Origin of the sequence: Secundilactobacillus oryzae JCM 18671 (assembly GCF_000740055.1) — a bacterium.
In the GTDB taxonomy this organism is placed as follows: Bacteria; Bacillota; Bacilli; order Lactobacillales; family Lactobacillaceae; genus Secundilactobacillus; species Secundilactobacillus oryzae.
On record NZ_BBJM01000005.1, the window covers coordinates 15,448 to 30,283 of the forward strand.

Sequence of the window (14,836 nt, forward strand, 5' to 3'; positions counted from 1 at the left end):
ATTTTCCAAAATTAAGCTTAACAATATACAAATTCATGATACAATTGATAAGCGACATAAACATGTTTGAGGAGATGAATTATCTTGACTAATGCTAAAAAGTTTCAAAAAGTAATGCTTGTCGGTGACGGCGCTGTTGGATCATCATACGCCTTCGCTATGATGCACCAAGGTTTAGCCGAAGAATTCGTAATTGTGGACGTTGTTAAGGAACGTACTGAAGGGGACGCACTTGATCTTGAAGACGTTCAAGCCTTCACTTCACCAAAGAACGTTTACTCTGGTGAATACAGTGACGCAAAGGATGCTGATCTCGTTGTGATCACTGCCGGCGCCCCACAAAAGCCAGGCGAAACTCGTCTTGACTTGGTTAACAAAAACCTTAAGATTCTTTCAACGATTGTTAAGCCAATCGTTGACTCAGGTTTCGACGGCATCTTCTTGATTGCTGCTAACCCAGTTGATATCTTAACTTACGCTACTTGGAAGTTCTCAGGATTCCCTAAGAACAAGGTTATCGGTTCAGGTACTTCTTTGGATACTGCTCGTTTACGTGCAGCACTTGGCAAGAAGTTCAACGTTGACCCTCGTAACGTTGAAGCTTACATCATGGGTGAACATGGTGATTCAGAATTCGCAGCTTACGACGAAGCTACTATTGGCTCAAAGCCATTAATGACTATCGCTAAAGAAAACGGTGTTACAAAAGATGAATTGCTTAAGATTGAAGACGAAACTCGTCACAAGGCTTACGAAATCATCAACCGTAAGGGCGCAACATTCTATGGTGTTGCTACTGCACTTATGCGTATTTCAAAGGCCATCCTTCGCGATGAAAATGCAGTTCTCCCTGTAGGTGCCCCACTTGATGGCGAATACGGCTTGAACGACATCTTCATCGGTACACCAGCGGTTATCAACGCCAACGGTATCGAAAGTGTTATCGAAATTCCACTTAGCGATGAAGAAAAAGCAAAGATGGCTGCTTCTGCTGAAACCTTGAAGAAGGTTACTAAAGACGGTCTTGACGCTTTAGGTCTTTAATTTCAACTAACAGCTAGTATCTAAGAACTCGAAATCTCTGATTTCGGGTTCTTTTTTTGTCCTATGCCTTAATTCTTAAAATCTGATATTATTTTGAACAGACGTTTGTTTTTTACGTGGATTTGCCGTAATCTTGAGGTAGAGGAGAATCTTAGGAGGTTCCAATATGAAACTCAGTAAAATTTGGCTTATCGCCGCAGGTGCCGTCGTTCTAATCGGCGGTGGCACATACGTCGGTAAAGCCCTCCATTATCAAAATCAACAAGTTTTCATGAATCATACGGCTTTTGCTGGCGTAGATATTAGTGGCAAATCAGTCAGTGAAGCGACCAAATTAGTCAACGCTTCGCTCAATCAACGCAAGTTTAAAGTAACCGAAGATAACAATACGGTTATGAGCTTTTCACCCCAAAAATCGGGTATTGTTTCACATACAAAGCATGCTTTAAAGGCTGCGATTAAGAACCAGAACCCTTGGTCATGGCCTTTCAAGCTTAAGACGGTAGAGGCTACTAGTGACAACATCACGGTGGATTCAATCACTGAGTCTTCACTGAATAGGCTGACTAACACCATCCTAACGGAAACAAAACAAAACCGCGTTGCGACTCGCAACGCCAATCTTGTTTATAAAGACGGTCAATTTACGATTAAAAAGGAATTTCAGGGTAATCAAATTAGCCGTCACCGTTTAAGTCAGGCCATCATCACCGCCCTTCACAGTGGCAATACAACCATCAATCTTCAAAACACTTACGTCAAGCCCACTGTGACGTCAAAATCTGCTAAATTAACATCGGCTAAATCACAGGCTAGCGAACTAGCTAGTCTCTCTGTTGTCTATCATTTAGCTGGCCATAAGATTATCGTTTCTAAAAATCAGTTGGCATCATGGCTGACTTACCAAGGCGGTAAAGTGACTGTTGATCAGACTAAAGTCAAAGCTTACCTGAGCACGCTGAACGCTAAGTACGCGACTATCAACAAGACGCGGACTTTCAAATCGACTAAACGGGGAACAGTTAAGGTTAAAGCAGGGATTTACGGCTGGAGCATTCAAACCACTAGCGAAGCTAAAACTTTAGCCGGACTCATTGTTAAAGGAAAAGACATTGATCGGACGCCAACCATTCAAGGCAGTGGCTACGGTAAGAATGGTACCGATATTGGTAAAACCTATGTTGAGGTTGATAAGAAGAACCAACATATGTGGGTCTACAGAAACGGCAAAGTTGTCGTTTCTACCGATGTGGTGACAGGGAAACCAACCAAAGGGACGACCCCATCCGGCGTCTACTACGTTTGGTCTAAGCAACGGAACGCCACCCTTCGTGGCCTGAACGATGACGGCTCCAAGTACGCTTCTAAAGTTAGTTACTGGATGCCAGTGGATAACACCGGTGTTGGTATTCACGATTCATCTTGGCAACCAAAGTACGGCGGTACCTGGTACCTTACCCATGGCTCTCATGGTTGTGTCAACACACCGCCTTCCGTAATGAGCAAGGTTTATAAGGTCGTTTCAGTCGGAACACCAGTCATTATTTTCTAGAAAAAGATCAAAAATCCGGACAGCAAATTGCTGACCGGATTTTTTTAATCGATTGACCAAACTTTTTTAGCCGTATCTCTAACTAATTCTAACTTCTTCCATTGCTCCGCTTCAGTCAGGTGGTTTCCCTCTTCTGTTGAGGCAAATCCACATTGTGAGGATAAGCAAAGATCTTCCAAAGGAACATACTGACTAGCTTCTTGAATCCGCGATTCCAATAATGATTGTGGTTCGAGGTCTGGTGTCTTCGACGTTACCAGTCCCAGCACAATCCGTTGGTGTCGCCCATTTGCAGCAATTTTGGCGAGTGGTTCAAATCCGCCTGAACGCTCATCATCGTATTCCAGGAAGTATCCGTCAATGTGCAATTCAGCAAGATAATCGGCAACAGGATCATAAGCCCCAGCACCCGCCCAGGTTGACGCATAATTCCCACGACAAACGTGCATCGTCAAAACTAAATCATCGGGTTTAGTATCCGCAATCGCGTTGATGGCTTTGACGGCGGCCTCACAAAGGGGCTTTAAGTCGGGATTAATCGTTTTGTCTTAAAAACTTGCCCACATCCCCCATGATGTATCATCAATTTGTAAGTAGCGACATCCCAAATCATAAAAGTGTTGGACTGTCTTTTGGTATGCCACAATCAAATCGGCTAAATAAACATCAAAATCGTGATAAGTCTCGTCGAATACTTCAGCTGCTTCATTTGGGAAAAAGACTGATGGACTTGGAATTGTTTACTTGGCAGTAATTCCTTCTGGTACTGTTGCTTGAAATTTAGTGAAATCCGCAAAGAATGGATGCTCTGGATTGTACGCTAATTTATCCGTAATCTTGACGCCACCCTTACGTGTTTCAAGACCATGGAAGATGAAACCTTTTTCTGGTTCAAAAAAGTGAGCGCCTTTCAAACCGTCGAAGAAGTCAAGGTGCCACCAGCTACGACGAAATTCACCATCAGTAACGGCCTTATAACCTAAGTCCACCTGTTTATTAATAATTCGTTGAACTTCTTTGTCTTCCACTTGGTGCAATGCATCAACATCAATTTTACCAGTTTTAAAATCTTCACGGGCTTTTTTCAATGATTCTTGTCGTAACAGACTACCTACTTCATCGTACCGATACGGAAACTTTACCTTAACGTCAACTGTCATGCTTATGGCTCCTACTCATTTTTATTAAAAATAGCCAATAAAAAAGTCCTTGGAAAATTATTCCAAGGACGTCTATCACGCGGCACCACCTTAATTTCTACCCGACTCACGCCAAGTAGCTTCACGAGTACAAATCGTACTCTTGTGCGGTAATGGGCACCACCACTTAAGTTTCATCAGCGACTCAACTTAAGTTTACTCCAAGACCATATTCGTAACGCGTTTGCAGTCACTCTCACCCAACGTGACCTCTCTTAAGCTAACTTGTTACTACTCATCTCTTCATCGTCTATCTTTATTTTAATCGTATTCTAATGTTATTCAGGCAACTTGTCAAGCTGCTCAGAATCAGATTTCAGCGAAAAAGCGTGTTTCAGTAAAAATGGTGCTAACACCGTCGTTAGAATGATAACCGTTATGACTGCGGAGTAGTATTCTGCACCAATTAATTTTGCAGCAAAACCAATCTGGGCAATAATTAATGCCATTTCACCCCGAGAAACCATTCCGGCCCCAACGACATACGAATCTTTAAGCGTATAGTGACTTAATCGGGCACCCAGACCTGATCCAACCAGCTTTGTTAAAATCGCCAATAGCGTCAACGTGATAATAAACCAAATTTGGTTCATAAAACCGTCAAAACTGATTGATAGCCCAATACTAACGAAGAAGACTGGAATGAAAACGGCATAGCCAATGGGATCGATACTGCGAATCACAATTTTTTTAACATCCGTCTGCGAAATCGCGATTCCAGCAAAGAAAGCCCCGACAACAGCACTCAGACCAACCAAATCAGCGACTAGTGCCATACCAAGTGCCAGTGAGAGCGCAACGATTGTTTCACTCATTGGCACGTACAGTTTAACACCAACTTTGGCAATCGCTGGTGCACAGAAACGTACGATAACGTAGATTGCAACGAAAAAAAGGACCTGTTCAATGGAACGTAACAAGAAACTGGTATCTGAACCGCCACCATGTCCGGCTTGCCCACCCATTAAGCTTGTCATGATACTCAGCACAACAACTGCCAAGATATCATCAACAACCGCAGCGCCTAAGATTGTTGCACCAGCCTTACTCCGCAGCGCCTTCATTTCGTTCAGTACAGCAACCGAGATTGAAACCGAAGTAGCCGCAAAGATAACGCCAATAAACAAGCTCTCCATCTGATTAATATGGTATAGCAGGCTAAATCCGTAGACCATCGCTACTGGAAAAATTACCCCTAACACCGCAACCAAAAGACTTGGTCTTAAATATTTTTTCAGTTGGGCCATATCACTTTCGAGCCCTGCGCTGAACATGAGGATAATCACACCAATTTCCGCGAATAGACTAATATCACCATTGGGATGAATCCAGCCAAGCACAGCCGGACCAATCAAAATCCCCACCAGCAGCTGTCCCACTACCGATGGTAATCCAAATCTCGTGAATAGATGACTAACTAAAGTTGTGGTGACTAAAATCAGCAATAAAATACCAATTGTGTGCAAAGCAGCACTTCCTTTCTATCGTAAATCCTGAATAACTCATTTCTACGAGTATAGCATATTAGCCCCAATCCTCTGGCTTTTCCCACCTATTGTTATTCCCCTTACAGTGCCGATGTGGTATGATTATCTTAGATTATTAGAAGATTCTAATTTAGGAGGCAATTGCCATATGCTTTTAAAATCCCTTGTTAAACCTAAAGAGCGACTGACGACCGTTAAGGAAAACGTCACGTTGGAAGATGCTCTTAAGGTTCTCGAAGATTCAGGCTATCGATGTGTGCCCATTTTAGACGAAACGGGCCAAATCTTCCGAGGCAACATCTACAAGATGCACATCTATCGTCACAAGTCTCGTGGGGGTGACATGCAGCTTCCCGTCACCTCATTGTTAAAGAACGCGACTAAGTTTATCTCGGTAAACGCTGCATTCTTTAACGTCTTCTTCTCGATTAAGGATCTCCCTTACATCGCTGTTTTAGACGCCAACAACAATTTCTATGGCATTCTGACCCATACACGTTTGATGGACATGCTCTCACAATCCTGGAACGTTAACGTTGGATCATACGTGCTGACGATTGTTTCAGCTGGTGAACGTGGTGATTTATCCGCCATGTCAAAAATCATCACGAAGTATACGTCAATCGCCAGTGTGATTTCATTGGACGCTCAGGAAGGTGAGCTCGTTCACCGGACCATGTTCACGCTACCTGCTGAAGTTGATGAAGAAAAACTCAACCGAATCGTCAAGGCCTTGGAACGTAAAGAATTCCGTGTTCCAGAAATTGAAGATTTGAGAGCCGAAAACTAGTCTCGCCCACTTAGATACATAAAAAATACCCATCGCAATCTAATGCGATGGGCTTTTTTATGTTATTTGCATATGGTGCTTTATGTACTACGATGTCTTGCTTTGCTTTGTGGGCCCCACTTTCGATTTGTCCACTAAGCCGATGCTGACCTGCAACGCCAAATCAACCTTCTTCATCGTCGCGTCCTCCAAATGAGTGACCCGATCGCGCAGTCGTTGCTTATCAATCGTGCGCACTTGCTCTAACAAGATGACTGAATTTTTTTCAATCCCCGTGTGATTAGCCGTAATCCCAACATGCGTTGGCATCTTTGGCTTAGAAATTCGAGCCGTAATTGCCGCAACAATTACGGTCGGACTGTAATGATTCCCAACGTTATTTTGGATAATTAAAACGGGTCTCATTCCGCCCTGCTCCGAACCAATCACTGGTGATAGGTCAGCATAGAAAACATCGCCGCGTTTTATCTCAACGTTCGCCAATTTTTCCATCCCCTTTGTGTACTCACTAGCTAATGAGCACAGTTAATTCCATTCCGTAAATAGCTTCAACTCCGCCTCTGCTTCTGAAAGGGTAAACTCTTCAACGATTTCTCGATTAAGCTGTGACATTTCAATATAACCACGGGCCAATCTTTCAAAATCATCACCATAGTCACCAAATTCAAAATTTGCGTCTGGCACGTCATTTCCTCCTGTTTGCGCGAAACATTAAAGTCACGACAACTTCCCCAAATAATTTCCCTTACAATCTGATTTTAAGTTTACCATGCTTTATTACAGAAAGGAAACAAAATACTAGTGAACGTACTTTTTTGTAATCCGATCTGAGAATCCGCAAGCAATTTCGTAATGATTAGTTTCTAGGTGATCGGCTAAATCTTGTAAACTAATCTCTTTTGAACCATTTCGACCAACTAATGTGACTTTTGTCCCTGGTTGGTAAAATTTTGGTAACCGAATCATGATTTGATCCATGCAAACCCGCCCCAAAATATCACACTTCTGACCGTCGACTAACACGTAAAAGCCACCCAATCGGCGTTGGTAACCATCGGCATAGCCAATTGGTAATGTGCCAACAAATTCATCTTGTTTAGCGGTATATGTTGCGCCGTACCCGACACTATCGCCGGCATGAATTTGTTTTGAAAATACAATTTCGCTAGTCAAGCTCATCGCAGGATGCAGGTCAAACGGTGGCTGCAATTCTGTCCCAGATGGATTTAAGCCATAGCCCGCCGCCCCATATCGAATCATGTTGATACCGGGAAGTGGATGATGCCAAAGCGTGGTTGCAGAATTGGAAATGTGCACATACTTTGGCAGTTCTGGTAGCTCCGCCGTCATCGCTTGCCACTTACTAAGCTGACCTTGGAAGTATCGGTTGTCCTTCATATCCGCTGTGGCAAAGTGGGTGAAAATCCCTTCAAATGTGAGAGATTGACTCTTTGAAAGAAAATCAACCGCTCCCATTAAGTCGTCAGTTTCTCGAAAGCCAATTCGTCCCATTCCCGTATCCACTGCTAAATGAACCAAGAGTTGACCAGGTATGCCTTCAAGATTGCGCTCAGCTTGTTGTAGCCAATCAAGTGAACCGACTGCTGCAGCAATCTTTTGTTCAACCATTAAATGAGCGTACTCTGGTGACGTAATCCCCAGCACTAAAATTGGGTCCGTAAAACCACTTTGTCGTAGTTCAATAGCTTCATCTAGAATAGCCACACAAAAACCGGTAGCGCCAGCCTCCTTGGCAGCCATAGCCGTTTGTACTAGGCCGTGACCGTACCCGTTTGCCTTTACCACCATAAATAGTTCAGCACCATTCTGTAGGTGATCCTTGGCAGTTTTCACATTATAACGAATTGCCTCCAAATCAATGGTTAATACGGTTGGTCTATGAATTCCTACGGCCATTAGATCGACATCCTTTCTAAAATAACTTCTGTCATGACGAGTTGCTTAGTATGCGAAATGGATAAAAAGGCATTTCCCTCAAATGGGTGCTTCACGAATCCTGGTTTTCCTAGCGCATCGGAAGCAATCTCCAATTGTTTGAACGATAAGTTTTTACCAATTCCTGTCCCAAATGCCTTACTATAGGCCTCCTTGGCCGACCAACGATTAGCCAAATAAACTAAAGCCGCACGTCCTGTCAACGCTTGATAAGCGTTTAGCTCAGTCTCCGTTAGAATCCGGTTAGCCAGCGAACTTAATGATTCACCCCCGCGATCTAAGCGGTCAATTTCTTCTATATCAATGCCAATTCCATAGATCATGGCTTGCCTCCGTCGTTTTGTTCAGGCTTTAATTATAGCATATCAAGCCCAATTCGGCTGATATCCAAACCGGGCAAATTGGGCTTTTTTATCCATCTATCATCTTAAATTCCACTAATTGTAATTGATAGCAAAATAAAAAACGACCACACCAGATTGGTGTAGTCGTTTCGTTTAAATCGCTTAGTCTTTAGTTCTGATTGTGAAGGCCCGACTGCTTGATGATGCGCTGTGACTCTTACGAGCACCGCCACCATTGTTGCTGCTACGGTGTTCACCACCGCCACGACGATCGCTTGAACGACCTCCGCGTGAACCGCCACCTGAACGATGATCGCCACCGCGACCACCACGTGAGCCACCGCCACGACGATCGTTAGAACGACCACTACGGTTACGGCTACCGCCACGATAACCACCCTTGCTACCGCCTGATTTACGACGAGGCAATGGGCGTTCTGGTGTAATCTTAACAGGAACTTGGTTAGTGTCATCCTTCGTTACATCATTCAACAATGCTGCAACGAGATCAACTGCATCATATTTTTCCATTAATGATTCAGCAACTTCACGATACTTTTCAGTATCCGTGCGGTTGATTAAGTCATCAACAGTTGACTGAGCGTTGGCTAATTGACTAACCAAAGCTTCGTCATCTGTAGGTGGCTTCAATGGTAATAAGCGCACCTTAGTTAACTTTTCAATTTCTCTCATGTAATCCATTTCGCTAGGCGCAACGAATGTTAATGAAACCCCATGACGTCCGGCACGACCGGTACGGCCGATACGGTGAACGTAGCTATCTGGATCTTGAGGAATATCGAAGTTATAAACGTGAGTAATGTCATTAACATCAATCCCACGAGCAGCCACATCGGTTGCGACTAAGATATCTAACTTACCGCTCTTAAATTGGTTCAGGATTTGCATCCGGCGCTTTTGAGTTAAATCACCATGGATACCAGCAGCGTTGTAACCACGAGCCAGTAAACCACTAGTAATTTCATCAACACGACGCTTTGTTCGCGTGAAAACAAGCGTTAAATCAGGTGCTTGTACGTCGAACAAACGAGTCATGACGTCGAACTTCTCAAAGTCTTTAACCTTAACGTAATATTGGTCCACAAGATCAGTGGTCAATTCCTTGGCCTTAATCTTAATGTGTTGTGGATCTTTCATGAATTGTACACCTACCCGCTTGATTTCAGCAGGCATCGTTGCTGAGAATAGCAACGTTTGGCGTTCTTCAGGTAATTGCTTGATAATATCTTCGATGTCGTCAAGGAAGCCCATGTTAAGCATTTCATCTGCTTCATCCAATACTAACGTATTAACATGGTCCAACTTGATTGTCCCACGACGAATGTGGTCCAAAAGACGACCGGGTGTCCCCACAATAATTTGTGGGTGACTCTTCAAACTGTTAATTTGACGACGAATATCAGCACCACCGTACACAACTTGTACTTTGGCATGTTCGTCTTTACCCAGCTTATAAATTTCTTCTTGCGTTTGAATCGCAAGTTCACGAGTAGGTGAAACCACTAGTGCTTGAATAGCAGAGTTGTGTAAATCAGCCTTCTCTAAAATCGGTAATGAAAACGCAGCGGTCTTACCAGTTCCAGTTTGTGCCTGTCCAATAATATCTTTCCCTTGTAATACCAAAGGAATGGTCTCGGCCTGAATTGGTGTCGCTTCTTCATAGCCGTTTCTCTTGATTGCCTTTAAAATGTTATCAGACAACCCAAGTTCACTAAACTTCAAATAAATTTCCTCCTGTGGAAACGCTCATTATGACAACTTACCGCTAACGAAAAATCCGTTCCGTCGTACTGCGCAGCAAATGTGACAATGACTGTTCTAATCTTCTTTTAAACGTAACTAAACTACTATACAACTAAACCAATAGATTAGCAACAAAAGTTATTTGAGGGCGTTCAAGGCTTCTTCCAAATGAATCCCGTGACTCCCCTTCAACAACACTAAGTCATCTTCGGTCACTTCCTTGTCTAGTTGCATAATGAGCGCCGAAAGATCAGTGGTTGGAAAATAATGGAGTGAGTCAGAAGGGTAAATGGTAATCAGCTTATTTTCTAAAGCTTTCATATGTGTACCAATCAAATACAATGACTGAATTTGGTCGGGATGAAGATAATCTGCTAATTCAGCGTGCATCGCATCTGCATCCGTTCCCAGTTCCAGCATATCACCAAGTACAGCAATTCGCTTTCGTTTAGCTGGTACTTGGATAAAGGCACTCAGCACCTCTTTCACAGCTGTTGGATTTGAATTGTAAACGTCACTGAGGATTTGTTCTCCGCGGGCACCCTTCATCCATTCTGTTCGATTTTCGGTAATGTCAAAGTCCTTCAAGGCTTGATGCATGTTCTCGGGACGAATCTGATAGGTCGCTGCAACGGCTAACGCAGCTAATGCATTGTTAACGTTGTATTCGCCAATCAGTGGAATTTCGAACGTTTCATCTGGCCAACGGTTCGTTTTAAACGAAGTTGCAGTTGGTGTCGCCACAATGTCAGTTGGATAGAAGTCATTGATTGCTTCACGGCCAAACGTCCGTTGATATTGACTGATTGCCTCTGCTCGTTCTCGCAACAGCGGCTCATCGCCGTTATAAATGAAAACGCCATCCGCTTTCAAGCCACTGGTAATTTCCATCTTGGCATCAGCAATCTTATCTCTGGTACCAAAAAACTCAATATGAGCCTCACCAATCATGGTAATTACCGCCAAATCAGGCTGAGCTAACTTGCTAAGAAATTCAAGCTGGCCAGGTCGATCCATCCCCATTTCAACAACCAACAATTCAGTCGTCGGTTCCATTGATAGAATGGTAACTGGCACACCAATTTCATTGTTAAAGTTGTCCTGGGTCTTTGTGACGTTGAACTGGGTCGCTAACAATGCTGCAATCATGTCCTTAGTGGTTGTCTTACCATTGGAGCCAGTCACAGCCACAACTCGAGGATTGATTTTCATCAAATAGTAACGGCTGAGGTCCTGCAAAGCTTGTAACGTATCCTTAACCACAATAACTGGCAGATCCGTTGAAATATCAGTATGGTCACGACACCAGAATGTCGCTACGGCACCATTCTTGGCCGCACTGTCAACAAACGTATGACCATCACGTTCACCCATCAATGGCACAAACAAAGCGCCCTCTGTCACCTCACGACTATCAAAGCTGACGCTCGAAACCTCAAGGGTTTTCCACCGTTCGATATCGTTTTCTGCATTTACCGCTTTAGCAATTTCAGCAAGTTGCATTTTCATAATTTAAAACTCCTATTTTGTGGCGGTTCACTGAAAGTAAAAGAGACCAAACCATTCTCACAATTTGCCCTCCTTCAATTAACCGCTAAACTGTATGCCTTAAAATCAGGCTAAAAACGCTAATCACTATTATACCATATTCTAAATTTTCAAATTCAAAATAAAAATTCCCCAGCCCATTCTCATCAAAACACCGTCGTGAGAACGTTACTGAGGAATATTCGATTATGGTTATCTTACATTTTCTCCAAACGTTCAATCCGATCCGCAATCGCTGGATGGGTTGAGAACAAGGAACTTTCACGCTTTTTCTTGGCTGGATCCGAAATATAAAGTGCGGCACTTGCTGAATCAACATTTTTCATCGGCTGACCACCCTCTAATTTTCTTAGGGCTGAAATCATCCCTTGAGGATTTCGTGTCAATTCAACACTCGAAGCATCGGCCAGGTACTCCCGATTACGGGATAATGCCAACTGAATCATCGTCGCCACAATTGGCGCCAAGATAATGGCCAACAAGGAAAGAACCATTAAAATGAGATCAATTGGGTTTGACCCTTCTTTACGATCACGGTTTCCACCGCCCCACCATAGGCCACGCATCCCAAAGTTCACCAGGATAGAAATAGTTGAGGTGAGCGCTAATGCAATCGTGGAAATCCGAATATCGTAATTCCGAACATGTGAAATTTCATGTCCAATCACACCCTCTAACTCTTCACGATTCATCATCGCTAATAGGCCAGTCGTTGCGGCCACCGCCGCATGTTCAGGATTATTACCCGTTGCAAAGGCGTTCGGACTCGGGTCATCGATAATATAAACCTTTGGCATTGGGACTCGAGCAACCATCGCCATATCCTCCACCACGTGAAAAAGTTCTGGTGCCGCATTTGCATCCGTCACCTCATGTGCGTGGTTCATGGCCATGACGACGCTCGTGGATTGCGAAACCATGATAAGCGTATAAACAACCGCTATCACAACCGCAAGTAATAGTCCGCCAATCCAACTACCGTAGAAGTAACCGATAGCTGCGCCAATCAGGCTGACAAACAAAATGAAGCCGACCATCACATATATGGTTTTACGTTTATTTTGTGCAATTTGCTGAAATAACAACCAAATTCACCTACTTGTCAAATCCTTTAAACTCGTCAAAGTTAACGGTTGGGTTTTCTTTTTCTTCTTCGGGAACTTGTAGATAGTCGCCCTGCTTGAAGTGATGAATCCCAGCAACGATATTACTTGGGAAGCTTTGAATCTTCAGGTTCAAGTTGGCAACTGACGTATTATAAAGTTGACGGGAGTAAGCAATCTTGTTTTCAGTGTTTGCCAACTCTTCCATCAATTTAGTAAACTGAGCGTCTGCCTTCAACGTTGGATAGTTTTCCGCTACGGCGAAGAAGGAACTCATGGCGCCACTCAATTCGTTAGAAACCGCCATGGTCTTCTGGCGATCACCAGCGGGCACGTTAGCCATTTGATTTCTAAGACTGGTTACCTTCGCCAATGTCTCTTGTTCAAAATTCGCGTAACCCTTAACCGTGCTAATTAAATTAGGAATTAAATCATTCCGTCGTTTCAGTTGCACATCAATCTGACTCCATGATTCTTCTACGTAAGTTCGCATTTTGATCAAGCCGTTATATTGCACCACATAAATGATGGCAATCAGCGCGACAATCACAATAACAATAAGCCAAGTCATATTCATCTAATAACCTTCTCCCTCTGTATTTAACCTTATCTTAGCAGACTTTCTGCCCCTATACTAGAAACATCGTTCCTGCGGCAAAAACTTGACGAGTTCTTTAAAAATCACTAGAATACCGCTATTAGATTAGGAGTGAAACCATATGAAATCAGTTGTCTTTGTTTGCTTAGGAAACATCTGTCGCTCACCCATGGCCGAGGCCATCTTCAATCACTTGGTTGATGAGGCTGGCTTATCAAATGCCATTACCGTTTCTTCACGAGCCACAAGTACTGAAGAAGAGGGAAACCCTCCTCATCCTGGTGCTCAGGAAACGATGCGCCGTCATGGGCTCGATTTCACCGGCTTTCGATCCCAGCCAATTTCGAAACAAGATTTCGAAACCGCTGATTACATCATTACAATGGATCAACAAAACGTGGCCAATCTAAAACGAATGGCCCCAGCCGGGACTGAACAAAAAATCCACCTGTGTCTCGATATCGTACCGGGTCACGAAGGTCAAGAAATTCCAGACCCTTGGTACACGCACAAATTCGAATACACTTATGACCTACTCATGTCGGCACTGCCATCGTGGCTGAACAAGATTAGTAACTAAAAACAGGGAATCATATTCATAATGAATGTGGTTCCCTGTTTGCTTTCATCAATTATTAAACTTACCGTTGAACTGTTTCTTAATCGTTGTTGGTGCATCCTTGTAGGCGTAACTATCAACTAGTTTCCCACGAATCATGAGCCGACCAGCCCCCGTTGCGTCACAGGTAACTAACGTGACAATATCTCGTTTGGTCTGATCCACCACATCGACCCGGGTAGCCGCAATGTACTTACGAGTGTAGGCCTTATACTTGAACACTTTTTTCATGTTAGTCAGATAAATTGAATCTCCAACCTTCGTCTTGAAGAAAAGCGGACTAAACAAAACATCCTTTCGCACCATATGGTGTCCAGCCAACGGGTAGTTACCTTCACCCATCTTTTGGTCTGCTCTCAGGGTTCCGGCAGCTAAGGCTAACGTTTCGTTGCTAACCCCCTTAGCGACTGGCAAATGAACCTTGGAACTGGGGACCAGTATTTGTCCCACAACGCTAATGTCCTTCTCATTAAGTCGTGCCCGCGCCACTGTTGAAAAGTCCAAGCGTTTTGCATCACTAAAATCAAAGTTAGCCTTCTTTTTTTCGTTTTTCTTAACTGACTTTTGCGTAATCTCAGGCTGATAGGAGGTTACCAACCAGTTTTTAATTTGCTGATTTAAAATTAAGCCTAACGAAATGAGTACCAAAATCGTGAAGCCAATTCGATATAACCAAGTACCAAATTTATTTTTCCGTTTTTTTGCCATGCGTGTGTCCCCCAGGAGTAGTGATTAATGACTATTAAAGCATTAAATGTTAAGGTAATACCCATAGATAATTCTAAACTATGCGACTTGCAAATGAAAGAAGATTGATTTTTTGAAAACTGAA

Annotated in this window: 14 protein-coding genes, 1 pseudogene and 1 other annotated feature; of the genes and pseudogenes, 4 read left to right on the forward strand and 11 right to left on the reverse strand. The window is 43.4% G+C overall.

Features of this window, described 5'->3' with window-relative positions; all coding sequences use genetic code 11:
• The first annotated feature begins 84 nt into the window (after nucleotides 1–84).
• The gene (locus LOSG293_RS02225; RefSeq protein ID WP_034526520.1) at nucleotides 85–1,044 is read left to right on the forward strand and encodes an L-lactate dehydrogenase; all 960 of its coding nucleotides are present in this window, start codon (nucleotides 85–87) and stop codon (nucleotides 1,042–1,044) included.
• Nucleotides 1,045–1,210: 166 nt separating this feature from the next.
• Nucleotides 1,211–2,596, forward strand: coding sequence for a L,D-transpeptidase family protein (locus LOSG293_RS02230; RefSeq protein ID WP_034526522.1), 1,386 nt, complete (start codon nucleotides 1,211–1,213; stop codon nucleotides 2,594–2,596).
• 44 nt (nucleotides 2,597–2,640) lie between these two features.
• On the opposite strand, the pseudogene LOSG293_RS02235 reads toward LOSG293_RS02230, so the two are convergent.
• A pseudogene (locus tag LOSG293_RS02235) lies at nucleotides 2,641–3,756 on the reverse strand (5-methyltetrahydropteroyltriglutamate--homocysteine S-methyltransferase).
• 61 nt (nucleotides 3,757–3,817) lie between these two features.
• Nucleotides 3,818–4,051 (reverse strand) — a binding site (T-box leader).
• A gap of 22 nt (nucleotides 4,052–4,073) precedes the next feature.
• Entirely contained in the window at nucleotides 4,074–5,261 is a 1,188-nt protein-coding gene (locus LOSG293_RS02240) for a cation:proton antiporter (RefSeq protein WP_034526524.1), read from the reverse strand.
• A gap of 169 nt (nucleotides 5,262–5,430) precedes the next feature.
• Here LOSG293_RS02240 and cbpA point away from each other — a divergent pair, with 169 nt between their 5' ends.
• Nucleotides 5,431–6,072 carry a cyclic di-AMP binding protein CbpA gene (gene cbpA / locus LOSG293_RS02245; protein WP_034526526.1) on the forward strand — a complete coding sequence of 214 codons (642 nt, stop codon included), beginning with the start codon at nucleotides 5,431–5,433 and terminating at the stop codon, nucleotides 6,070–6,072.
• Nucleotides 6,073–6,159: 87 nt separating this feature from the next.
• Here the strand turns inward: cbpA and LOSG293_RS02250 are convergent, their stop codons facing one another.
• The 8 genes from LOSG293_RS02250 to LOSG293_RS02280 form a co-directional block, all read right to left on the reverse strand.
• Nucleotides 6,160–6,555, reverse strand: a complete 396-nt coding sequence (locus LOSG293_RS02250; RefSeq protein WP_152551075.1) for a type II toxin-antitoxin system PemK/MazF family toxin — start codon at nucleotides 6,553–6,555, stop codon at nucleotides 6,160–6,162.
• A gap of 42 nt (nucleotides 6,556–6,597) precedes the next feature.
• Nucleotides 6,598–6,756 (reverse strand): hypothetical protein, encoded by a 159-nt coding sequence (locus tag LOSG293_RS09915; protein WP_160171695.1) that lies wholly within the window; start codon nucleotides 6,754–6,756, stop codon nucleotides 6,598–6,600.
• A gap of 114 nt (nucleotides 6,757–6,870) precedes the next feature.
• Nucleotides 6,871–7,989, reverse strand: a complete 1,119-nt coding sequence (alr, locus tag LOSG293_RS02255) for an alanine racemase (protein WP_034526530.1) — start codon at nucleotides 7,987–7,989, stop codon at nucleotides 6,871–6,873.
• Complete coding sequence (gene acpS, locus LOSG293_RS02260; protein WP_034526532.1) at nucleotides 7,989–8,351, reverse strand: holo-ACP synthase; 363 nt, start codon at nucleotides 8,349–8,351, stop codon at nucleotides 7,989–7,991. The genes alr and acpS overlap by 1 nt, the downstream gene beginning before the upstream one ends.
• Nucleotides 8,352–8,534: 183 nt before the next feature.
• Nucleotides 8,535–10,115 (reverse strand): degradosome RNA helicase CshA, encoded by a 1,581-nt coding sequence (gene cshA, locus LOSG293_RS02265; protein WP_034526534.1) that lies wholly within the window; start codon nucleotides 10,113–10,115, stop codon nucleotides 8,535–8,537.
• Nucleotides 10,116–10,274: 159 nt separating this feature from the next.
• Complete coding sequence (locus LOSG293_RS02270; protein WP_034526537.1) at nucleotides 10,275–11,645, reverse strand: UDP-N-acetylmuramoyl-tripeptide--D-alanyl-D-alanine ligase; 1,371 nt, start codon at nucleotides 11,643–11,645, stop codon at nucleotides 10,275–10,277.
• Between the two features lie 236 nt (nucleotides 11,646–11,881).
• Nucleotides 11,882–12,769, reverse strand: coding sequence for a zinc metalloprotease HtpX (gene htpX / locus LOSG293_RS02275; protein ID WP_034526539.1), 888 nt, complete (start codon nucleotides 12,767–12,769; stop codon nucleotides 11,882–11,884).
• Nucleotides 12,770–12,779: 10 nt separating this feature from the next.
• A complete protein-coding gene (locus LOSG293_RS02280) occupies nucleotides 12,780–13,358 on the reverse strand; it encodes a LemA family protein (RefSeq protein ID WP_034526635.1) in 579 nt (192 codons plus the stop codon).
• Between the two features lie 148 nt (nucleotides 13,359–13,506).
• Between LOSG293_RS02280 and LOSG293_RS02285 the strand changes: the two genes are divergently transcribed.
• On the forward strand, nucleotides 13,507–13,965 hold the full coding sequence (locus LOSG293_RS02285; protein ID WP_034526541.1) for a low molecular weight protein-tyrosine-phosphatase: 459 nt from the start codon (nucleotides 13,507–13,509) through the stop codon (nucleotides 13,963–13,965).
• 48 nt (nucleotides 13,966–14,013) lie between these two features.
• On the opposite strand, the gene LOSG293_RS02290 is transcribed toward LOSG293_RS02285, so the two are convergent.
• A complete protein-coding gene (locus LOSG293_RS02290; RefSeq protein WP_034526543.1) occupies nucleotides 14,014–14,712 on the reverse strand; it encodes a class A sortase in 699 nt (232 codons plus the stop codon).
• Between the last annotated feature and the right edge of the window lie 124 nt (nucleotides 14,713–14,836).